Source organism: Floridaenema flaviceps BLCC-F50 (assembly GCF_041929275.2).
GTDB lineage: Bacteria > Cyanobacteriota > Cyanobacteriia > Cyanobacteriales > Aerosakkonemataceae > Floridanema > Floridanema flaviceps.
The window spans coordinates 3,591,960-3,613,573 of sequence record NZ_JBHFNR020000001.1 but is presented as its reverse complement, the minus strand read 5'-3'; the positions used below and the strand labels follow the sequence as shown (position 1 = coordinate 3,613,573).

At 39.0% G+C, this 21,614-nt stretch carries 22 protein-coding genes and 1 pseudogene; 13 read left to right on the top strand and 10 right to left on the bottom strand.

What is annotated here, in order from left to right; translation table 11 throughout:
- The first annotated feature begins 10 nt into the window (after window positions 1-10).
- From ACE1CI_RS17555 to ACE1CI_RS17540, 4 genes are all read left to right on the top strand, one after another.
- Window positions 11-1,495 (top strand): AMP-binding protein, encoded by a 1,485-nt coding sequence (locus tag ACE1CI_RS17555; RefSeq protein ID WP_496615535.1) that lies wholly within the window; start codon window positions 11-13, stop codon window positions 1,493-1,495.
- A 315-nt stretch (window positions 1,496-1,810) separates the two neighbouring features.
- Window positions 1,811-2,704, top strand: coding sequence for a transporter substrate-binding domain-containing protein (locus ACE1CI_RS17550; RefSeq protein WP_413263544.1), 894 nt, complete (start codon window positions 1,811-1,813; stop codon window positions 2,702-2,704).
- Between the two features lie 41 nt (window positions 2,705-2,745).
- Window positions 2,746-4,608, top strand: a complete 1,863-nt coding sequence (locus ACE1CI_RS17545) for a sensor histidine kinase (protein WP_413263545.1) — start codon at window positions 2,746-2,748, stop codon at window positions 4,606-4,608.
- 85 nt (window positions 4,609-4,693) lie between these two features.
- Entirely contained in the window at window positions 4,694-5,407 is a 714-nt protein-coding gene (locus tag ACE1CI_RS17540; protein WP_413263546.1) for a rubrerythrin family protein, read from the top strand.
- A gap of 221 nt (window positions 5,408-5,628) precedes the next feature.
- Here the strand turns inward: ACE1CI_RS17540 and ACE1CI_RS17535 are convergent, their stop codons facing one another.
- Window positions 5,629-6,969 carry a YcjF family protein gene (locus ACE1CI_RS17535; protein ID WP_413263547.1) on the bottom strand — a complete coding sequence of 447 codons (1,341 nt, stop codon included), beginning with the start codon at window positions 6,967-6,969 and terminating at the stop codon, window positions 5,629-5,631.
- Between the two features lie 154 nt (window positions 6,970-7,123).
- On the opposite strand from ACE1CI_RS17535, the gene ACE1CI_RS17530 reads away from it, so the two are divergent.
- On the top strand, window positions 7,124-7,477 hold the full coding sequence (locus tag ACE1CI_RS17530; protein ID WP_413263548.1) for a Spx/MgsR family RNA polymerase-binding regulatory protein: 354 nt from the start codon (window positions 7,124-7,126) through the stop codon (window positions 7,475-7,477).
- A gap of 296 nt (window positions 7,478-7,773) precedes the next feature.
- On the opposite strand, the gene ACE1CI_RS17525 is transcribed toward ACE1CI_RS17530, so the two are convergent.
- The 4 genes from ACE1CI_RS17525 to ACE1CI_RS17510 form a co-directional block, all read right to left on the bottom strand.
- A complete protein-coding gene (locus ACE1CI_RS17525; protein ID WP_413263549.1) occupies window positions 7,774-8,292 on the bottom strand; it encodes a helix-turn-helix domain-containing protein in 519 nt (172 codons plus the stop codon).
- Window positions 8,289-8,735, bottom strand: a complete 447-nt coding sequence (locus ACE1CI_RS17520) for a DUF6932 family protein (protein ID WP_413263550.1) — start codon at window positions 8,733-8,735, stop codon at window positions 8,289-8,291. The genes ACE1CI_RS17525 and ACE1CI_RS17520 overlap by 4 nt, the downstream gene beginning before the upstream one ends.
- Window positions 8,736-8,828: 93 nt before the next feature.
- Window positions 8,829-10,388: a glycoside hydrolase family 1 protein gene (locus ACE1CI_RS17515; RefSeq protein ID WP_413263551.1), complete on the bottom strand. Its 1,560-nt coding sequence runs from the start codon at window positions 10,386-10,388 to the stop codon at window positions 8,829-8,831.
- A 4-nt stretch (window positions 10,389-10,392) separates the two neighbouring features.
- Window positions 10,393-11,550, bottom strand: a complete 1,158-nt coding sequence (locus tag ACE1CI_RS17510; RefSeq protein ID WP_413263552.1) for an MGDG synthase family glycosyltransferase — start codon at window positions 11,548-11,550, stop codon at window positions 10,393-10,395.
- Window positions 11,551-11,827: 277 nt separating this feature from the next.
- On the opposite strand from ACE1CI_RS17510, the gene kaiC reads away from it, so the two are divergent.
- Both kaiC and ACE1CI_RS17500 read left to right on the top strand, forming a co-directional pair.
- The gene (gene kaiC, locus ACE1CI_RS17505) at window positions 11,828-13,540 is read left to right on the top strand and encodes a circadian clock protein KaiC (RefSeq protein ID WP_413263553.1); all 1,713 of its coding nucleotides are present in this window, start codon (window positions 11,828-11,830) and stop codon (window positions 13,538-13,540) included.
- A gap of 71 nt (window positions 13,541-13,611) precedes the next feature.
- Window positions 13,612-13,992, top strand: coding sequence for a circadian clock KaiB family protein (locus ACE1CI_RS17500; protein WP_413263554.1), 381 nt, complete (start codon window positions 13,612-13,614; stop codon window positions 13,990-13,992).
- Window positions 13,993-14,013: 21 nt separating this feature from the next.
- Here ACE1CI_RS17500 and ACE1CI_RS17495 read toward each other — a convergent pair whose 3' ends face one another.
- Both ACE1CI_RS17495 and ACE1CI_RS17490 read right to left on the bottom strand, forming a co-directional pair.
- Window positions 14,014-14,760, bottom strand: a complete 747-nt coding sequence (locus ACE1CI_RS17495) for a 5-formyltetrahydrofolate cyclo-ligase (protein WP_413263555.1) — start codon at window positions 14,758-14,760, stop codon at window positions 14,014-14,016.
- A 4-nt stretch (window positions 14,761-14,764) separates the two neighbouring features.
- On the bottom strand, window positions 14,765-15,760 hold the full coding sequence (locus tag ACE1CI_RS17490; protein WP_413263556.1) for a glycosyltransferase: 996 nt from the start codon (window positions 15,758-15,760) through the stop codon (window positions 14,765-14,767).
- 477 nt (window positions 15,761-16,237) lie between these two features.
- Between ACE1CI_RS17490 and ACE1CI_RS17485 the strand changes: the two genes are divergently transcribed.
- The 6 genes and pseudogenes from ACE1CI_RS17485 to ACE1CI_RS17460 form a co-directional block, all read left to right on the top strand.
- Entirely contained in the window at window positions 16,238-17,473 is a 1,236-nt protein-coding gene (locus tag ACE1CI_RS17485) for an LL-diaminopimelate aminotransferase (protein WP_413265984.1), read from the top strand.
- 68 nt (window positions 17,474-17,541) lie between these two features.
- The gene (locus ACE1CI_RS17480) at window positions 17,542-18,609 is read left to right on the top strand and encodes a DNA-methyltransferase (protein WP_413265983.1); all 1,068 of its coding nucleotides are present in this window, start codon (window positions 17,542-17,544) and stop codon (window positions 18,607-18,609) included.
- Window positions 18,606-19,493 carry a hypothetical protein gene (locus tag ACE1CI_RS17475; RefSeq protein WP_413265982.1) on the top strand — a complete coding sequence of 296 codons (888 nt, stop codon included), beginning with the start codon at window positions 18,606-18,608 and terminating at the stop codon, window positions 19,491-19,493. Before ACE1CI_RS17480 ends, ACE1CI_RS17475 begins: the two co-directional genes overlap by 4 nt.
- 37 nt (window positions 19,494-19,530) lie before the next feature.
- Window positions 19,531-19,842 carry a DUF2281 domain-containing protein gene (locus ACE1CI_RS17470; RefSeq protein ID WP_459564102.1) on the top strand — a complete coding sequence of 104 codons (312 nt, stop codon included), beginning with the start codon at window positions 19,531-19,533 and terminating at the stop codon, window positions 19,840-19,842.
- Window positions 19,839-20,222 (top strand): type II toxin-antitoxin system VapC family toxin, encoded by a 384-nt coding sequence (locus ACE1CI_RS17465; protein WP_413265980.1) that lies wholly within the window; start codon window positions 19,839-19,841, stop codon window positions 20,220-20,222. Before ACE1CI_RS17470 ends, ACE1CI_RS17465 begins: the two co-directional genes overlap by 4 nt.
- A 26-nt stretch (window positions 20,223-20,248) precedes the next feature.
- Window positions 20,249-20,518: pseudogene (locus ACE1CI_RS17460) on the top strand (DUF2281 domain-containing protein); the annotation flags it as partial.
- A gap of 194 nt (window positions 20,519-20,712) precedes the next feature.
- Here the strand turns inward: ACE1CI_RS17460 and ACE1CI_RS17455 are convergent.
- The 3 genes from ACE1CI_RS17455 to ACE1CI_RS17445 form a co-directional block, all read right to left on the bottom strand.
- Window positions 20,713-20,916, bottom strand: coding sequence for a hypothetical protein (locus ACE1CI_RS17455; RefSeq protein WP_413265978.1), 204 nt, complete (start codon window positions 20,914-20,916; stop codon window positions 20,713-20,715).
- Window positions 20,913-21,257, bottom strand: coding sequence for a hypothetical protein (locus ACE1CI_RS17450; protein ID WP_496615534.1), 345 nt, complete (start codon window positions 21,255-21,257; stop codon window positions 20,913-20,915). The genes ACE1CI_RS17455 and ACE1CI_RS17450 overlap by 4 nt, the downstream gene beginning before the upstream one ends.
- Before the next feature lie 121 nt (window positions 21,258-21,378).
- The gene (locus ACE1CI_RS17445) at window positions 21,379-21,600 is read right to left on the bottom strand and encodes a hypothetical protein (RefSeq protein WP_413265976.1); all 222 of its coding nucleotides are present in this window, start codon (window positions 21,598-21,600) and stop codon (window positions 21,379-21,381) included.
- Between the last annotated feature and the right edge of the window lie 14 nt (window positions 21,601-21,614).

The following is a 21,614-nucleotide window of genomic DNA, read 5'->3' as shown; positions in this document are numbered from 1 at the left end:
TGAAAATAACATGAATCTCCCACTGATTGATCGCGCCCACCAAAACCCAAACAAAACCGCAATTGTCGCCACTGAAGGAACATTTACCTATCAGGATTTACTCGAAACTTCGGCTAAAATTGCGACTAAACTTCTGGATAATATCACAGATTTACAAGAACAGCGAGTTGCTTTTCTCATACCTTCGGGATTTCAATATGTCGCTACACAATGGGGTATTTGGCGTGCGGGTGGAATAGCTGTACCTTTATGTGTTTCTCATCCAAAACCTGAGTTAGATTATGTAATTGCTGATTCGGGTGCATCAATTATTATTGCACATCCGAGTTTTGAAAACCTATTGCGTCCTATTGCTGAAGAACGAAATATCAGATTTATTTTGACTTCGGAAACTCTGCCCGAAGAAGTTAGTTTGCTGCCAGAAATTGAGCTTACCAGACGAGCATTAATCCTTTATACTAGCGGCACAACTGGTAAACCCAAGGGTGTTGTTACTACACATAAAAATATTGAAGCGCAAGTCACTAGCTTAGTTTCTGCTTGGGGATGGACGGCGGACGATCGCATTTTGCACGTCTTACCTTTACATCATATTCATGGCATTATTAACGTGCTCACTTGCGCTTTGTGGAGTGGGGCAGAATGTCATATTTTACCTAAGTTTGATGCGGAGGTTGTTTGCGATCGCATTAGTGATGGCGACTTAACTTTATTTATGGCTGTACCGACGATTTATGTTAAGTTAATTGCCGCTTGGGAAAGGAGTGATGGCGATCGACAACAAAGAATTTCTCATGGTTGCGCTAAAATGCGGTTAATGGTTTCCGGCTCCGCAGCTTTACCAGTTCGAGTATTAAAAAAATGGCAAGATATTAGCGGTCATTTTCTCTTGGAACGCTACGGAATGACGGAAATTGGTATGGCTTTATCTAACCCTTTACATGGTGAAAGATTCGCAGGATATGTGGGTAAACCTTTGCCGCAAGTAGAAGTTAGATTAGTAGATGAAAACGGGGAATTAGTGACTCCGGGAACTCCGGGAGAAATTCAAGTTAAAGGCGCAACTGTTTTTTTGGAATATTGGCAAAAACCGGAAGCTACTTTAAAAGCATTTCGTGATGGTTGGTTTTGTACTGGGGATTTTGCGGTAGTAGAAAACGATAATTATCGGATTTTGGGGCGAATGAGTGTTGATATTATTAAAACTGGCGGTTATAAAGTTTCGGCTTTAGAAATTGAGGAAGTTTTACGCACTCATCCAGAGATTCAAGATTGTGCAGTTGTGGGAGTGGAAGATGCAGAATGGGGTGAGAGAGTTTGTGCAGCTTTGATATTAAAACAGGGAAGTAATTTAAGTTTAGAAACTCTCAGAAGTTGGGCAAAAGAACGATTGGCTATTTACAAAGTTCCTAGCAAAATTATAGCTGTTGAAGAATTACCACGCAACGCGATGGGGAAAGTAACGAGACCTAGCGTGGCGAAATTATTTCAGTAATTCTTACATTCTTTCCCTACTTGTATTTATGGTATAACGCAAGTGTGGCATTAAATTTAGCGATTATTGCTAAATCTAATCAGTGACGCATCCTAAAACTGAGTAACTTGATTAAGTACTTAGTTGGGCGATCGATCTTAGGGATTTTGAGGAGACATTGATGGATCTTTCACAATCTAAAGCTGCCAGCGAGATCCCCGACTTCTTCAAGAAGTCGGGGATCTGTGTACCTTTCACAATCTAAAGCTGCCAGCGAGATCCCCGACTTCTTCAAGAAGTCGGGGATCTGTGTACCAAATCCAGATAAATTCGATTATGAATATTTCTAGACGTTTTATCCTGCAATCTGGAACTAGTTTTCTGCTAACAGCAAGTATTCATGGGTGTATGCACAACACTCCGAGTACTTCCCACCTGAAGATTAGCGACACTTTATTAACTCAGATCGAGAAGCGGGGTTACTTATTAGTAGCGACAGAAGAGGATTATCCACCTTTTGAATTTTTGTTGAATGGCAAACCTGCTGGTTTCGATAATGAATTGCTGACTCGGTTAAGGCAAGAAGTTCCTTTTGAAATTCGACAGGAAATGGTTCCTTGGCAAGGGATTTTACCAGGTGTAGCAGAGGGGAAATACGATGTTGCTTTAACTGCTGCTGGAATCACAGATGAAAGGGCTCAGTTCCTTAGCTTTACTACTCCGATCGCAGAATCAACCATTGCCTACCTGAAACGTAAGGATGACACCTCGATTCAGGAAATTCAATCTCTCTCTGGTAAAGTGCTGGGAGTAAAACAGGGAGGAATTTCTCTAGCTGTCGTTCCCGAGCTAGCAACAGAATTGAAAAAACAAGGAGGTACATTGGGTGCAGTTAAGCAGTACCGAAGCTATGGTGACGCTTATCAAGATTTGATCAACGAAAATATAGATGTTGTCCTCAATAACATTGTGTCCCTTTCGGTTTTGGTGGATGAGAAACCTGCCATTTTTGAATTAGGCGAAAGAGTCAGTCGTAAATCTTACGCAGCTTGGGCAGTCAAACAAGGCAATCAGGAATTATTAGATGTTTTAAATCAGTTTTTACAAAGACAGAAAGCACAAGGGGAACTGAAAAAACTCCAAGAATATTGGTTCAAGGTGACATTTGATGATTTACCCGAACAACCTCTTCTACCCGGCGATCGTCCCATTTATAATCCAAACTTTTAAACTGACTGGTTTGTTTTATTATGTTTTCCAGCTTATTACTTATGTCATCTTTTGTAGAAAAATTAGTATTCCACAAACGCAGCTTATTGATGCGGTTGTTGATTGCCGGAACCACTTTATTAGCAAGTTGTGGAGCTTACTATAGCTACCAGCTTGTTAGGAATACAATGCTGGATAGCTTGAAGACAAATGCTTTTTTGGAAGCCCAGCAGGGGCGAGAAAATTTGGATCGTTGGCTATCTGCTCAAAAAATTCATGTGCAAACTCTGGCTAATACAGATGTAGTCAAATCAATGGATTGGGCGCGTACAGAGCCTTATTTGAAATCAGAAGTTTTACGGTTTAGTGATGTTTATGGTTTTGCGATCGCTAGACCTGATGGCTGGCGTAATACGATCGGAGGAAAACCTCTTAGTATTGCCGATCGTCTCTATTTTCAAAAGGCAATGACTGGGCTAACTAACGTTAGCGATCCGGTGATCAGTCGCGTTAATCAAATCCCCACAATCGCTGTTATTGCTCCTATTCGACGCAATTTTGACATTGATAGTAAACCAATTGGTACGATCCACAGTCAAGTTCGATTAGAACGCCTTAATCAGGTAATTAGTAGCCTGCAATATGGTCAAGGTAGCTATGCTTTTGCCATTGATTCCCAAGGAATGCTTCTGTCTCATCCTAACTATAAGTTCACCAAAAATTCGGCTCCTTGGCAAGCGCAACAACTAGAAATTCAACAGCTAGTTAATGTGAGGGAGCGAATGGTCAAAAAGCAGCAGGGTATAGAGTTATTGGCTATTGGGAATGAGCTTAAGTATGTTGCCTATCTGCCTTTAAAAGAAGTCGATTGGTCGGTTGGGTTGGTTATTCCTAGAGAAAATATTGAATCACAATTGCGATCGCTAGATGTGATTGCTCTAGTGATTGCTGGAATGACTGTTGTTGTGTTGGTGGTTCTTTGGCGAGTTCAGGCTTTTGAGCAAAAACAGTTGAAGAAATCGAACGAACTATTAGAAAAACGAGTGGCTCAAAGAACAGCTGAACTTGCCAAAACAATGGAGCAACTTCAACAATCCCAACTGCGGATGATTCAAAATGAAAAAATGTCGTCTCTGGGGGGATTAGTTGCGGGAGTTGCCCATGAAATTAATAATCCAGTTAACTTTATTCATGGCAACATTACTCATCTCAATGAATATACAGAAGGCTTACTTTACTTGCTCAATTTATATCATAAATATTATCCTCAGCCTGCTGCCGAAATTGATGAATATGCCACAGATTTAGATATTGACTTTATTTGCGAAGATTTGCCGAAGATGCTAACTTCTATGAGGTTGGGCACCGATCGAATTAAACAAATTGTCATCTCACTTCGCAATTTTTCCCGTTTAGATGAATCGGAAGTTAAGCCAGTCGATCTACATGAAGGTGTTGATAGTACCTTGCTGATTTTGCAACACCGCCTCAAGGCGACACCCCATCTAAGTGCAGTTCAAGTTATTAAAGATTATGGCGAATTACCATTAGTAAATTGCTACGCTAGTCAACTCAATCAGGTGTTAATGAATATCTTAAGTAATGCGTTGGATGCTTTAGAAGAACAGCGCATTATTACAGATACTTCATGCAATCAACCTCCAAGTACGATTCGGATTACTACTAATACTATAAATAAAGATTGGGTGCAAATTGCGATCGCAGATAATGGACAAGGAATGTCGAAAGAAGTACAACAACGCATCTTCGATCCGTTTTTTACCACAAAACCTATTGGCAAAGGAACAGGGATGGGAATGTCCATCAGCTATCAGATTGTAACTGAGCGCCATCGTGGGAAGATTTACTGTATATCTGAGCTAGGAAAGGGTACAGAATTTTTTATTGAAATACCGATCCATTAATGAGCGATTTGCTACATTTGTGCCCAACAATAATGGCAAGATAGTTAATTGAGCGATCGCTCTTAGAAATTTTGAGGAAACACTGATGGATCTTTCACAATCTAACACCGCGAAAAATTTAGAAGCTGCCTTTGGTGGCGAGTCAATGGCAAATCGCAAGTACCTGTTTTTTGCGGAAGTGACTCGGAAACTGGGGATGAGCGAACTGTCAAAGTTATTCAAAGAAACAGCGAATCAAGAAACAGAACACGCTTTTGCACATTTTCGTTTGTTGCATCCTGAATTAGTTGTGGACGATCCGGCTAAACTAAGTGAGGAGGAAAAAAAAGCGATCGCTGCTCGTTGTCTAGAACTGGCGATCGAAGGAGAAACTTACGAATACACTACCATGTATCCCGGTTTTGCGGCAGAAGCAAAAGCAGATCAAGATAGTGATGCAGTCGCCGAGTTCAATGCACAAACAGAGGAATCCAAAGAACACGCGATGATGTTCCGCACAGCAGCCAAAAATTTTGGTTTGTTAACGCACATTGAGCAACATCACGCGCAACAATACACGGAAGCGTTGGGTGCTTTGGATGGTAAAGCTGCTTTCCCCAGATCTGCAAGCGACGATCCGGCTACGCAAAAATGGATTTGTCGCCAATGTTCCATGATTTACGATCCTGAAGCAGGCGATCCTGATTCAGGAATTGCTCCCGGAACTCCTTTTGCTGAGATTCCCGAAGATTGGCATTGTCCGATTTGTGGAGCGAAAAAGAGTATGTTTGTAGTTTTTGAAGAATTACTCGCTGCTTAGATAATAGCTGCCCAGATCCCCCCAGATCCCCGACTTCTTGAAGAAGTCGGGGATCTTGAGAATTAACTATTTATTCCTTTGCACCTAGAGGCAGAACCTCCATTCTTCGTTCCCAGGTTGAACCTGGGAACGAGGACAAAGGAGGTTCCACCTCCAGGAGTGCAAGATATGAGTAGCTCTTAAGATCCCCGACTTCTTGAAGAAGTCGGGGATCTTGAGAATTAACTATTTATTCCTTTAAATCTTTCTTTTGCTGTTTTAAAAGACTCTTTCATGACATTTTGAATTTTCTTAGGATCGGGTTTTTTGCCACCCATTAAATCCCCAAAATAAACACAAGCAGCTTCACCTAAAGACCAAGTATAAGCAGCTGCCCAAGATGCAGCGATAACGCTACCAAAAATGGGGATAAATTTAACTAATTCTCGTCCGATCGCTTGGGCTAAAAAACCACCTGCGATCGCGCTAACAATCCCACCCGCTTGCGATGGCGTGATAGTTTGTCCATACAAATTTCCCAATAAACTTACCATTGAAACTTGCAAAGCAGTTAATACTGGCATAGTAGCAAAAGGCAAAGGTACAGCGGCTAAAGTAGCAGCCATTATGGAAAATGCCATTATATAACGCCGCCCGACATCTCGATAAAGATTACCCAGTTTTCTGCCAGTTTCTTCTCGATCTAATAATTGATAAATGGCGTTAGCTTCTGCTTCTGGGAGTAAATCTGCTAAGGCATCTCGCAACGCTTCTAAACCGTAAAATACGGGAGTGTAACCATCTTCTTCTAAGGTGAAGTCGATTTGGATGGCGCGATCGTACAATCCCGAAAAAGCATCTTTTAAAGCCGTAAATGTGCGATTAACTTCCTCAAAATCAGGTGGATAACTCGGATGATTATCTATATCATGCGGGTAAACTTCATGCAAACAAGTTACCGCCAACAAACAGGGAATATCGGGGTACTTTTTCCGCAATTGTTCAGCAATTTGGCGTAAAGTATCAGTAGCAAAATCGTTAGTTTTAACAGTAAGAATTAAAATTTTGGCGCGATTGGTTTTTTGTAAATCTCCAATTAACTCATCAATAATTCCCTGTGTATTCTGATTAACATCTCCCAGACCTACCGTATCAGTAAAAACCAGCAACGGCAAATCCTCGGAAGGATAAACATAGCGTTGAGTATTTTGGGTGTGAGGACGAAAACCTTGACCAACAATTTCGGCAGAAACGCCTGTTAGTCCGCGCACGATCGAACTTTTTCCCGCTTGCGGTTTACCAATTAACAATGCTTCAGTTGTAGGTAATTCTGCCCGAACAGTTGCCAGAATTTCTGCTACTTGAGCCTCGCTGACACTAAATAATTCTACAATTTTTTGCGCCACTGGCTCAACAGGTAGGAGTTTTTTAAACTCATTCAAGCTATTATTAGTGTTGTTCCAAACCTCAGCAATACGACTTTGCCAAGACTCATCAACTGACTTTTTGGTAATGTTAGCAGTCGGTTGATTCAATTGCTGAGAATCATCTGAAGGTAAATTAGTATTGTTTGGTTCTGTCATTGGCATCAAAACCGTGATTAGTTGACGACTCCATTTTGTCTCAAAATCAAGGATTGAGATTATTAAAATTAGGAGTTACACTTAATAATTCTAGATGATCAAATAAAAATCTCTATTTCGGTAAACTCTCCCAAAAATTTCGGTAAACAACACTATGACGATTCAAGTTTACGGCATTCCTAACTGCGGCACTTGCAAGAAAGCACTACAATGGCTGTCTGATAATAATATTAAATATGATTTCATCAATACTAAAGAAAATCCTCCCTCTCGCGAGATAATTGAAAGCTGGGTGCAAACGTTGGGTTCTAAACCAATGCGAAACACTTCAGGACAATCTTACCGCGCCTTGGGGGAAGTAAAACAAACTTGGACAGACGAACAATGGATTGATGCTTTTGCCAAAGATGCGATGCTACTGAAAAGACCTTTGTTTGTTAAAAATGGCACAGCAGTATTAGTTGGTTTTCGGGAAAAACCGGAAATTATTAAACAAAAGCTAGAGTAAATAACGTAAGTTGCTACTTATTAGCCCAGAAGGTTTAGATCCCCCTAAATCCCCCTTACTAAGGGGGACTTTGAATCCAGTTCCCCCCTTGGTAAGGGGGGTTAGGGGGGATCTAACCAACAATCTATGTAACTAGCAACTTGAGTTAAATAAAAACCAGTTTCTTATTGATTATCTAAATGTTTGTTACAGAATTCTTGGGATGGGCGGGTTTTGATTTGAATCTTATTCCTGGGTATTCCAAACTTTTGGCTAAACCCGTCCAGATTAGGTTAAATACTCAGATTGGTAACAACTTAAGAAATTTTAGTTTTATTTTTCAGCTTCTCTTTTCGCCATTTATCAGAAATTTTTTTACCTTCTTCTATTTCGGCAAAATCTACTTTCATAATTGCTGTAGTAAATTCTACGCCTAAAGCTGCGCTGACTTCAAGAAGTTCTCCGAAACTAGCATCTTGATAATCAGTTTTTTCATAATCCTCGATTTGCTGTTCATCAATATCTAATATTTCAGCTAGTTCCTTTAGACTCATTTTCGCAGCAATTCTAGCTTTAATTAAAGCATCGGGTAATTTATTTAGATTTTCTACTTGAATTTGGATTGGGTGAGTGCGATCGCAATTCACCAACCTTTCATATTCAGCAATTTCTGCGTTTAATTTATCCAAATGACACTGTAATGCGCTGCGGTTTAATTCCCATCGCTGAGGATCATTTCTTTTACCTTCCTCATCTTTCTCCATCAATATTATAGATTTTTTAAACTTATCTATCCATTCTTGAGTAACTTTATACTCTAATTCGTCTTTAATCATGGTTCCCACCTTATTAAATCTATAGCTATGATACCTTTCTTATTTCCGCGTCTGTCAGCTTGAAAAAAATCAAAAGAATTAATTCCGTAATCACCTACAGGTTGGTTGCATGGGAAAATTTCGCCTTTATACTTAGCTTTTTGTCCATTCCGATCGTAATGATTGAGTAATTTAGGAGCATTAATCCTCAGATTCTCAATATCTACAGTTTCGTTATCATAACAAGCATCAAAATCGCCAGGTTTGGGTTCGCGGGTAACAAAACTACCATCAATATAGATAGTTCTACAACCTGCTGCTTTTAATTGAGTCATTGCCAGTTTCAACCCATAGATCATTCGTTGTCTGGTAAAATTTGTTCCAAACCTCTGCTGAAACTCTTCCCATTCACAAAAATGAACTCCTGGGGGTAAATTGCCGTTTTCATCGAATTCTGGAATCACTTCTCACACTCATAATATAAATTAAATTAGGTACGTTGTTGCGCTTTAGCGTTAAATAAGAGCGCTGAAGCGCAACAACGTACTTCTTTTTGTTCAGTTTTTTAAGGAAATTGTAGGAGAACCAATTTCTTGAATTAATTGTGCGTAAGTTTCCGAAGGTCGATCGCCTAAATGGTCTTCAATTATGCGATCGCTATTTTTCGCAAAGTCAATACTAAAAAGTCCAAACCGAGGTGTATAAGAACCCCATTCATAATTATCAGTTAATGACCAGTGCATATAACCAATTACAGGCACTTTTTCATTTAATAACCTTTTGATTTGGTGAATATGTGCTTTCAAAAAATCGCTGCGTTTAATTTGATCCCGACGATAACTAGAAAGACTATTATCAGGTTTGCGACGTAATGCCATCCCATTTTCAGCAATCATTATCGGATAACCTAATGTTTCGGTATAATATTTGCAGAAAAAGTGTAATCCTTCAGGTAACGATCGCCAGTCCCACCATTTACTAGTAATTCCACTCATTAACCAACCGCGAAAATCTTTGGTTTCAAATTCAAAATCGGAAAAATCTGGTAGTCGAAAGATGTGCGCTAAAAAGGGATCGTAATAGTCAATTGCGAGGTAGTCGAAGATTTGCGATCGCGCAGATTTCCCCAACTCTTCCAGATAAACATCTAAGTTTTTCGGATCGAAAATTCTATATCCTAATTTATTAGATACCTGATGCACTAACTTCCCTAAAAAATAAGGTAAATTACGACGAAAAGGCAACTTTTCACGGCTTAAAGCACGGTCTAAGTGTTTGGCATTGTTAACAATGTAATCAGGTAATTCTTGAGGTTTAATTCCTAGTTTTTGATGATTCAATAAATCCCAAATCACCTTTTCTGACCAATATAAATCGCTACAATAAGTATTAAGAGTAACTTGGGGCGTTAACCAGCCTTCAGCCTCATAAAGGTCATGAATCACATTGTAAGCTCGCACATGAGCCGCTAAAATGTGATTATAACCTTTCATCATTGCCTCAATTCCCTTGGCGGAACCTGCGGGAAATTGACCGCTTAAATAGGTATTAGAAAGTAAAATATTTGGTTCATTGATGGTAATATACCACTTAATTGGCGGCAGTTGGTAGTAATCAGTTAAGCGGCGATTTATGTGAGTTATTGTAACTCGAACATATTCGATAAAACACTCAATTGTATCTGTTGATAACCAAGCATCTAAACCTAACCATGCTGGATGGGTAAAATGATGTAAGGTAACAATTGGTTCTAATTCATGTTGATAGCAAGCAGCAATTATTGCTGTATAATTATCTAAAGCATCGCTGTCAAAGGCAGGCGCAGGGGCAGTTTCGGGACTAGTAGAAGGTTGAATCCTCGCCCATTCTAAACCCAAACGGAAGGAATTTAAACCTAATCTTTGGCAGGTTTTAAAGTCTTCTTCATAGCGATGCCAAAATTCTGTAGCATCTTTTGTCGGCATTACTTTACCTTGCTTTTCCCAGAGTGTCCAATTATTTTGGGGTTGGGAAAAACCATTGTAACCGCCTTCACTTTGATAACCTGATGTGGCAACTCCCCAGAGGAAAGCTGCATTTTTCTGATTCTTTGTTGGAAGATTTAGAGAAGTTGCCATAATTTCAATTTTTGCTAGGTTGTAACATTTTGGTGCGCGATCGCCAATCTGATAAAATATGTTCAGCTATGTTTAAAGCTGCACGAGGTTTGCCTAACTCCAATGCAGATTGACGCATTTGAGTTAACCTTTCTGGGTGGTTTAAAAGATACTTGACTGCTGGGGCTACCATTTCTAATAATCTTAATTGAACTCCGGCACCTGCGGCAGTAATTACATCAGCATTTTGTTCTTCTTGACCGGGAATAGGATCTACAATAATAGTTGGTGTTCCCCTGGCTAAAATTTCGCTAGTAATCAATCCTCCGGCTTTGGTAATAATTAGATCGCTAGCTACAATTAAGTCATCTACATAATCAATTGTGCTTAATTTACGTAATCTCACATGAGGGCTATCTGTTAAATCTGTTAAAGTGTCTAGCAAGTCTTCATTTCTGCCAGCCACTACTACAATCATAGCGGAACTTAGAGTTTCTAACAAAGAGGAAACGATCGCATAAACTCTTCTACTATTCAATCCCCCGCCAAATAACGTAACTACCGATAAATCTTGAGGTAAGTGATGACGCGATCGCATTTCTGATTTAGATTTTGGTTCGCTAATCTCTAATTTAACCGGAATTCCTGTCACATGAATCAGTGACGAATTTACACCCCTTTGTTTAAGAATATTAGCGCTCAAATCGTTCGGTAAAAAATAACCATCTACACCATAATTTAACCAAGTACTATGAGCAATTAAATCTGTTACAACGACATATTGTGGTTTGCTTACTTGGTCTTCTGGCTCTAATAATTGTAACAATCGGCTGGGAATTTGTTGTACGCAGACGATCGCATCTGGCGCTGTTTCCCTAATCAATCTTCCCAAACGTCTGAAGAAAGGAAGTTCTAGTTTCGCCCAAGCTAAATTGCTATCCAAAGACCTTTCTAAATCAGAAATATCACTTCCTTCATATAGAGCTTTGTAAAGTTGTGGTACTTTTTCGCTAGAATTTTTGTAAGCTTGAATAACAGCATTGCGATAAACCAAACTAGCGTAAGCCAAAGCGTCTTCACTGAGTACTTCTATACCTGGAAAGCGAGAGAAAGCCTGAGTTAAAGCGTTAGCAGCACTAATATGCCCCATTCCTAGTGAAGCATATAAAATCATTACTCGCATTGTTAAGTATCCTCACAAATTTAACTTTCTTATGATTCAGTAGTTTATAACATATTGGTGAAAAGTAAACAGTTAAAAGACCGATGTCTATAAAATCAACCTCCTTTATGGTGAACTTAAGCTGATGATTCAGACAAAACTAAACAGTGGCATTGAATAATTATAAATACCAGAGACTGCTAATCAATACCACGACTTGAATTTAAATTGCTATAAGTTAGAAAGAACAAAAAATCTTCGGTTTTTAAATGTCATATAGTCAAATTCTCGATTCATTATGCTATTAGACAGCGAAATTACTAAATCAGACAACAATCAATTACCTAAATGTCCTACAGGAATTCAGGGACTAGACGAAATTACAGGCGGTGGTTTACCCAAAGGAAGACCAACTCTTGTATGTGGAACTGCGGGGAGTGGTAAAACTTTAATCGGTCTTAATTTCCTGGTTTCTGGTGCCGTTTCTTACTCAGAACCGGGCGTGTTCGTCTCTTTTGAAGAAACACCGGAAGAACTGATCCAAAATGTCCGTTCTTTAGGTTGGGATTTAAAGGAGTTAATTGCTCAGAAAAAGTTTTTAATCGATCACATCCATATCGATCCTTATGAAATAGAAGAGACGGGAGATTATAATTTAGAAGCTTTATTTATTAGATTAGAACAAGTAATTAATGCGATCGAAGCCAAAAGGATAGTCTTAGATACAATTGAAACATTATTTGTTGGTTTGTCTAATGAGACGATCGTCAGATCCGAATTACAGCGTTTATTTCGCTGGTTAAAAAGCAAAGGTGTTACAGCAATTATCACTGGAGAAAAAGGAGAAAATACTCTCACCAGACATGGTTTAGAAGAATATGTTGCTGATTGCGTAATTCGTTTAGATCAACGCATCCAAAATGAAATTTCGACTCGACGTTTACAGATAGTTAAATATCGTGGTTCTAGTCACGGTACTAACGAATATCCATTTTTAATTAACGAAAAAGGAATTTCCGTTTTACCTATTACCTCAGTAGGATTAGACCACAAAATTTCTACCGAACGGATCAGTACAGGCATACCTCGCCTCGATACAATGTTAGGAGGTCAAGGATATTTTCGAGGTAGCAGCATTTTAATAACAGGTACAGCGGGAACTGGAAAAAGTACAATTTCTGCTCATTTTGCTCAAGCAACCTGTCTTCGCGGTGAACCTTGTCTTTACTTGGCTTTTGAAGAAGCACCCCAACAAATTCTCCGCAATATGCTGTCAGTAGGATTAGATTTAAATCCATTTGTCGAGAAAGGGTTACTCAAGTTTCAAGCAGTACGCCCGACAGCTTTTGGTTTGGAAATGCACTTAATTCAAATTAATAATTTAATTAATGAATTTCAGCCAACTGTAGTGATTGTTGACCCAATGAGTAACTTAGTTTTAGGCGGTAATTTACTTCAGTCTAAAGCCTTTTTTATGCGGTTAATTGACACTTTAAAGAGTCAACAAATTACGGTCATGCTAACGAATTTAGTCACGGGTAGTAGTTCTTTGGAACATACAGAAATTGGCATTTCATCTTTAATGGATACATGGTTAGAACTGCGAGTTAATGAAAGCAGTGGAGAACGCAACCGAGTTTTATATGTATTAAAATCTCGCGGAATGGAACATTCAAATCAGGTGCGGGAATTCGTCCTGACAAGTCAAGGAATAGAATTAAAAGATGTTTATTTAGGACAGGGAACTGTGCTGACTGGTACGGCGCGAAATGTGCAAGAAGCAAAAGAAAAAGCTGCTAGCTTAGTCCGTCAGCAAGAATTTGAACGTAAACGGCGCGAGTTAGAAAGAAAACAGGTGTTAGTGCGATCGCAAATCGAAGCTTTAAAAACCCAATTAGAAAATGAAGAAGAAGAATTTAAACTAATGATTGAACAAGAAAAATTATATCAGGATGTTGTTCTTCAAGAGCAAATAAAAGTTGCCAATTGGCGACAAGCTGACGAAGATTAGTTACTTCTTCAAACAGAAAGGGAATAGTAAAAAAATGAGCAGCAAATTAAAACTAAACTTAGGTTAAATTTATGGAAAAAGAAGATGTGACGAACTTAGCGAAAATTTTTAATAAACCTGTATTAACACACAAGAGCGATGAGCGATACTGTTTTCGTTTGTACGTTGCTGGAAGTACACCTAATTCAGGTCGGGCGTTAAAAAACCTGCAAAGAATTGCTGAAAAATATTTTCCCAATAACTACGAATTAGAAGTAATAGATGTTTACGAACAGCCGGAACAACTATTATTAGAAAATATAGTTGCCATTCCCACTCTGATTAAAGATTCTCCCTTACCTGTAAAAAGATTAGTGGGTGATTTGTCAAATACTAAAAAAGTTCTTACTTCTTTAGGTATTTCTTTAAAGAATAAAGAAGTTCACTATAAAAAATTACATAACGATTGGTAAAATAACACCACTGTTGTATATTTACTGTGTAAACTGTTCTTTCAACTTCCTTAAAATTGGTATTTTCCGATATTGTTCAGGGCGAATATTATCCCAATTTAATCCGATGGGACGAGGATAATTAGAATTAGTTTCGATTACTTCAAAAGGCGTAACAATCCAGTTAAGTGACCAATCATGAGCTTGCATTGGTAAGCGGGAATCTGCGACAATTTGTAATGGATGTACTGTAGTTGCGATCGGAGTATTTGACTCAATTAACCCAAAAGTTTTTAACATCGCCAGTTCCAAATCTGCAAAACCTGCACCTTTTCCGGTACGTCCGCCATTGCGCGTGACAGCGACACAACCTACCATTACTAAATCAATTGGTTGCATTTCTGCAAAACTGACTAATTTACCAAATTTTAGTGCTTGGCGTGCGATCGCACCCTCCTCCAACGCCACATTATTCTCACCCAAAATTTCCGCCGTCAACTCCACAAAACAGCGAGTATTTGTTAACTTAGGAACCGCCATATACAAGCGTTTTCCATCTTTTAAAGCTTGCAATCTTACCGGAATTTGTGGCGAATCAGGATTACATTTAATAGTTTTTGCTTCTCGCCAAATTGGTAACTCCGCCAACTTTTGGGCTGCATTTTCCGCACCCAAAAAATTAGGAATATGACCAAAAGGATCGCGAATTGCAGCTTTTTCCTGTTTCAGTAAAGACCAAATTTCACTTCTTAACTCATCTTTTTCTAAATGATAGCCACTCCACGCCATTATTTTAACCTCGTATTCTTTTTAAAACTTTCTTCAACAATGTTTGTGTTTTCAGCCTGAAGATTCGCATTTTTGTTAAATCTTTAATCTCACTTGAAAAATCAGGCTTTTGGTCAAAAAATTGATTTACTTCCCCTAAAATGACCTGTAATCGCTTAATAATATTTTCGGTTCTATACTCAGCAAAAAACTGTTCCGGTAATGTAATACTTTTTGAACCTTTCACGACATTTAAAATCCTTTTTACATCATATTCTTTTGAGTAACCTGCAATTTTATGACAATTAAAACCCGGATCTAAATAATCAGAAAGCCCACCATTCACACTAGAAAAGACTTGACAACCACAAGCAAGCGCCTCCATTGGTTGTAAACCGAAACCCTCACTTACTCCCTGTTGCGCCCAGTATTCCGCAGAGTCGTATAAGTAAACTTGCGATCGATTAAAAACCCCTGGCAAATCTTCCACATAAGAATCAATAACTTGTACTTTGCAAAGATTTTTCAACGCTGGTATTAACTCTTTAATTAAATAAGTCGAAGATTTTCTCGCTTGCACTAAAACATCAATATCCCGTGATAAACTTAAATTAGTAAATTCATCAGAAATTTGATTAGGTAAATAGTAAATTAGCGAATGAGGAGATTTTTGTCCCCAATATCCCAAAGTATTCCTACTAACAGTAATAATGGGAATATTTGCCGTAAGCTTAAAGCCGTAACCAGCACTATGAGCATGATAAATTAAATTATAACCTTTAAGCTTAGTGACAAGTTTAGGAACATCAAAACCCCAACTAATTACAAAAATTGCATTATCTAAACTTGGACTTTTTAAAATATCATCAATAAAAAGTTGTTCTGGTTCCCTTTGACGATAAGTGACAACATTCGCATCACATATTTGTTGGGCTAACTTCACTGTTTTTAATTCTGCCCAAAGTCCACCACAAGCAAATTTGCCTTTAGTTCCCGGAACTAAAAAATAAAGCTTTCGCATCACACCACCTCAAATTAGTATGTTGTTGCGCTTCAGCGCTCTTATCAAGATTGGTAATAAGAGCGCTGAAGCGCAACAACGTACCTAATCTTAATCTCTTACGTTACTTGAGTTAATATTATTACTTAAAGTGTTAATGAGAAACAATATGAATCATGACTTGTTAGCTTTTTGCGGTGGAGTCGGCTTGCTAATACTTTATCTAATTTTTTCAGCGATGACAGAAATGGGAACAAAATTACCCTGGAAAAAATAGGAAACCCCACTGCTAACGGTGGGGAAACACAGCATAGTTTTTTGGGAGACACAGGCATAAAGCTTGTATCGCCACTTAACTATATTCTCGCAAAACTGCAATTTTCGCTACTTCATCCATTAGATTCACCCGATCGGGTAATATTTACCGTAAGAAGCCAGAAGGGAAATAATTATCTAGATTAGCAGTAAGCTATTTTAGGGCGTTTTTTGCAATTTAACATGGCAACCATCAACGACAACTACCTGAAGCTGAAAGCTGGATATCTGTTTCCCGAAATTGCGCGAAGAGTCAATGCTTTTGCAGAAGCAAATCCTGATGCTAAGATTATTCGCTTAGGTATTGGAGACGTTACCGAACCTTTGCCGGAAGCTTGCCGCACAGCTATGATTAAAGCTGTGGAAGAAATGGGCGATCGCAACACATTTAAAGGATATGGGCCCGAACAAGGTTATGCTTGGTTAAGAGAGAAAATCGCCGCTAACGACTTCCAAGCGAGAGGATGCGAAGTAGACGCTTCCGAAATCTTTATTTCTGACGGTTCAAAGTGCGATACAGGCAACATTCTCGACATTTTTGGCGATAACAATATTATTGCAGTAACCGACCCAGTTTATCCCGTTTATGTAGATACTAACGTAATGGCGGGACACACGGGCGATGCAAGTGAAAAAGGCGAATTTGCAGGTTTAGTTTATTTGCCAATCACCGCCGAAAATAACTTTACTGCTTCCCTTCCCTCGGAAAAAGTCGATTTAATTTATCTCTGTTTTCCTAATAATCCCACAGGTGCAGTTGCGACGAAAGAACATTTAAAAGCTTGGGTTGATTATGCCAAAGCAAACAATGCAATTATTTTCTATGATGCAGCTTACGAGGCATTTATTACTGAAGAAAATATTCCCCATTCTATTTATGAAATAGAGGGGGCTCGTGATTGTGCGATCGAATTTCGTTCTTTCTCCAAAACTGCCGGATTTACCGGAACTCGTTGTGCATTCACAGTAGTACCAAAAACCTTAACCGCCAAAGCTGCCGACGGTTCCGATGTAGAATTATGGAAGTTATGGAATCGTCGCCAATCAACTAAATTCAATGGCGTTTCTTACATCGTACAAAAAGGTGCAGAAGCAGTTTACTCCGAAGAAGGCAAAGCACAAGTTAAAGCATTAGTCAGTTTTTATTTGGAAAATGCCCGGATTATCCGCGAACAATTAACATCAGCAGGAATCGCAGTTTATGGCGGAGTAAATGCCCCTTACGTTTGGGTAAAAACCCCAAATAATTTATCGAGTTGGGATTTCTTTGATAAGCTGTTGCAAAATTGCAATGTAGTAGGAACTCCCGGTTCTGGTTTTGGTGCAGCAGGTGAAGGTTATTTCCGCATTTCTGCTTTTAATAGTCGGGAAAATGTGGAAGAAGCGATGAAGCGAATTACCGAAAAGTTTAAGGTGTAAGATGAAATTTGGGTGGGCTTTGCTCACCCTGAATAAAAAGTTATGAGATGTAGTTGCTAGGTATCTCAATGGTTGTGGGAAGCGAACTTCTAGATAATATAGGTAAGGTTAAAGACTATCTCACCTTATCAGACCCCATGCCTCTATTTTTAGAAGCTGATACTTTTGCACTTTTGCAGCTATTTCCTGACAATTGCATCGACTGTGTAATAACATCGCCACCTTATTGGGGACACAGAGCTTATGCTAATGGAGGAATTGGGCTAGAGGAAAAGTGGGAAGACTACATTAAAAAACTGCTGCTAATTTTTCATGAGATCAAGCGAATTCTTAAACCTAGTGGTTCTTTCTGGCTCAATATCGGAGATGCTTATCAGAATAAATCTTTAATTGGTATACCTTGGCGAGTTGCCCTTGAGATGACTGATAAACAAGGCTGGATTCTTCGTAATAGTGTTGTTTGGAATAAGGTAAAAGGCGCACCCGACAACACCAAAGATAAACTCCGAAATATACATGAGCCTTTTTTTCACTTTGTAAAGATAGAACGCTATTTTTATGATGTTGATGCAATTCGCTCAAAGCCCAGACAAGCTAAGGTTGTCAATGGTTCCGTAGTTTCTGCAACAGGTGTTTCTGGAGTACGTTATCGAAGACAAATTGAATTATCGACAGCACTTAATGATGCTGAACGGATAAATGCACTCAAAGCTCTTGATGAAGTATTGGAAGAAGTGCGTGTAGGTAAAATATCTGACTTTCGCATGATTATTCGTGGACAGCAAAGAACAACGCATTCAGATTCAGCAAAAGTTTCTGGACGAGCGCGTGAACTTGCTGAACGTGGCTTCTATTTTCTTAAATATCATCCAAATGGCAGTAAACCCAGCGATGTCTGGGATATTTTGCCAGAAGATACTCAAAAGCGAAAGCTTCACTTTGCACCTTATCCTGAAGATCTCTGTAAAATACCAATTCTTGCTACCTGTCCACAATCTGGTGTTGTTCTAGATCCCTTTGTGGGAACAGGTACAACAAGCTTAGTTGCTTATCAACTAAAACGAAAATCGATCGGAATTGATGTTTCAGGCGAGTACATTACTATTGCTCGTCAAAGGTGTGGCTTATCCTCATGACTAAAGTTGCCGAATTATATGGAAATTCTACCAATCACTTGCTTCCTTGGAGTGATATTGTATCTAACCAGAACTGTCCTTTTTTAGCTCGTAAATGTCTCAAAAACCGGAAGAGTGAGCCTGAAATTACCATTGGTACCTGTACAGTATCTTATGGTAAACAAGCCCGAAATATTATTATTTGTCCGTTTCGGCTTCTTGAGCGTAGCCAGATCTTTATGGACTGTATTCATCTTTTGACACTGCATGAACCGGGCAATGAACTTCGGATTGTGCCTGAAATTTCAGTCCCTGGAGGCAGCATAGATTATTGCCTTGCTTCTGTAAGATCGGGAAAGGTTATTGACTTCGTTGGCATTGAATTGCAAACCCTCGATACCACTGGTACGGTGTGGCCTGAACGTCAACGTTTTCTTCAAAATCATGGTATCGAAGTGCGAGATGCGGACGTTACATCAGGAAAGAGCTTTGGCATGAATTGGAAGATGACAGCAAAGACAATTTTGATGCAACTCCACCATAAAATTCACACCTTTGAACATCTCAGTAAACACCTTGTCTTGGTAGCTCAAGATTGCCTTATTGAATATATGCAACGAGAGTTTTCTTTTGAACATATTCAAGATGCTCGCCTGGGAAATCCTATGCACTTTCACTCCTATGAATTGCTTGCTGAAGCTTCAGGTTATCGGATTCAGCTTACACAACGATGGAGTACGGACGCGAATGGAATTGCACAGTGTCTTGGTTTACAAACCAGTCCAAGAGTAGAATTGGAGGCAATGTTGAGACAAATTGAAGAGAGATTACCGCAAAGCACTTTATTATCTGTTGGGCAACCTTTACCTGTTTCTACTCATGAAGACGTTGCAGATGACAGCTAAAGATCTTAGAGAAAGTGATTTCAAAGAGGCAATTCTTATGACTATTCGTGACATTACGATCGCCAAATTACAACAACTTCCCGAACCACTCTTACAGGAAGTGAGTGATTTCATCGATTTTATTACCCAAAAACATCTTGCCAAAACTGCTGAAAGCCAGAGTAAAGAAAAGCTTGTCGAAGCATGGTTAAAATGGTTTGAAAGTGTCGATCGCTCAGAAGTAACAACCACAGAATCAAGCAATAAACAACTACGACCATTTGGTTTGTGTGCAGGTGAGTTTACAGTTCCAGATGACTTTGATGCTCCTTTGCCGGAAGATCTTATCAACGCATTCGAGGGCAAATGAGGATTTTATTAGATACGCATATTTTTCTCTGGTTCATTAGTGGCGATACTCGATTATTAACGGATGTTCGGGATGCAATTCGCGATCCAAACAACGAAGTCTATCTAAGTTCTGTTTCAATTTGGGAAGCAATTGTTAAGTACCAGTTAGGTAAGTTACCTCTGCCGGAACCTCCCGAAACATATTTACCTAAACAGCGCGATATTCATGAAATTTCCAGTCTCGCTCTTGATGAAAGTAGTGTAGTTCAACTGGCTAAACTACCACCATTACATCGCGATCCGTTTGATAGAATGCTTATCTGCCAAGCATTACAAAATGGTTTGAGCATTGCGACAGTAGATGCAGCAATTCGTGCCTATTCAGTCAGCATCTTGTAAAGGACAATAGTATAGAGGCAATTCTTATGACTATTCGTGATAGTACGATCGCCAAATTACAACAACTTCCCGAACCACTCTTACAGGAAGTGAGTGATTTCATCGCTTTTATTACCCAAAAACATCTTGCCAAAACTGCTGAAAGCCAGAGTAAAGAAAAGCTTGTCGAAGCATGGTTAAAATGGTTTGAAGGTGTCGATCGCTTAGAAGTAACCACCGCAGAACCAAGCAATAAGCAACTACGACCATTTGGTTTGTGTACAGGTGAGTTTACAGTTCCAGATGACTTTGATGATCTTGATTCCAAAGAGAATGATTGGTGGTTAAAAGTTACGGGTAGCTTTGAAAACGATCCTACCTTTGATGAAGCGGTTCGTCTTGGACAAGAATGGCGCAAGTCTGCTGAATAGGTTGCTAACAATAATCACAGTCTGCCCATCTCCCGCAAAGTTTTAAGTTTTAGTTTTCTACTGACAACCTATACTGCAACTTACTGATTAATAATTTCTGCTGCTTGATCTTTACCTTTTCCTTTAAGTCTAGCCAGACGTTGCTCTCGCAAACCAGCTTCTACGAGCGCAATTAATTCATCAAGCTGGAGTGTAAGCAAGTCAATTTGTTGGTTAACTTCGCGCCACCTAGCTACACTTCTTGCTCTCGTTTCGGGGTCTGGTATTTGAGCTTGTTGATTCATGGCAAATTCCAATTTTGTTTAGTTTCAGAAATGCTTGCCTCGACAGCACCGATTAATGCTTCAGCCTGTTCAATAGTTTGAGCCAATAAGTTCAGCATAGCATCGGTTGCTATCGGCTGGTATTCAGCTATTCCTAAAACCAACGTATGCAGACGCGAGTAAGGTATTCTCAATCTCTCGACACTGCTTTGCATCTGATCTAATTCTGGTAGAGTTGCTTCATTCTCACCAAACTGTTCAAATAAAGCAAACTCAGTAGCTTTTGCTTCATCAATCAATTCTACCAACTGTTGCTGCAAGTAAAAAATAGTAGTTAAAGTTTGGTCTGGTAATTTAGCCATTATGCCCTATATTTCAAGAGAACAAGACTATATCATACTCATTTTGCTGCAACTATCAGGAGAAAAATTTTTGTACAATCACTTTTTCTATTCCCAATCCTCAATCTCCCATTCCTAATCACTACAAATCAAGATTTTCCCGATACAAAGATTGCAGCAAATTATCTAACTTTTCTTCAGGACAACACTCAATTAACATTTCAAAAGCTTCAAATAATTTAGCGGCGCTATCTCCCAACAAAGGGCTTAATCCCCAAACATCTTGTACCCAATCTTGAGGACTTGTCTCCTCAAAAATCATTCTTTCTAAAAGTTGCTTTGCTTCTGATTTGGAAATAGACATCTGTTTTGAATTTA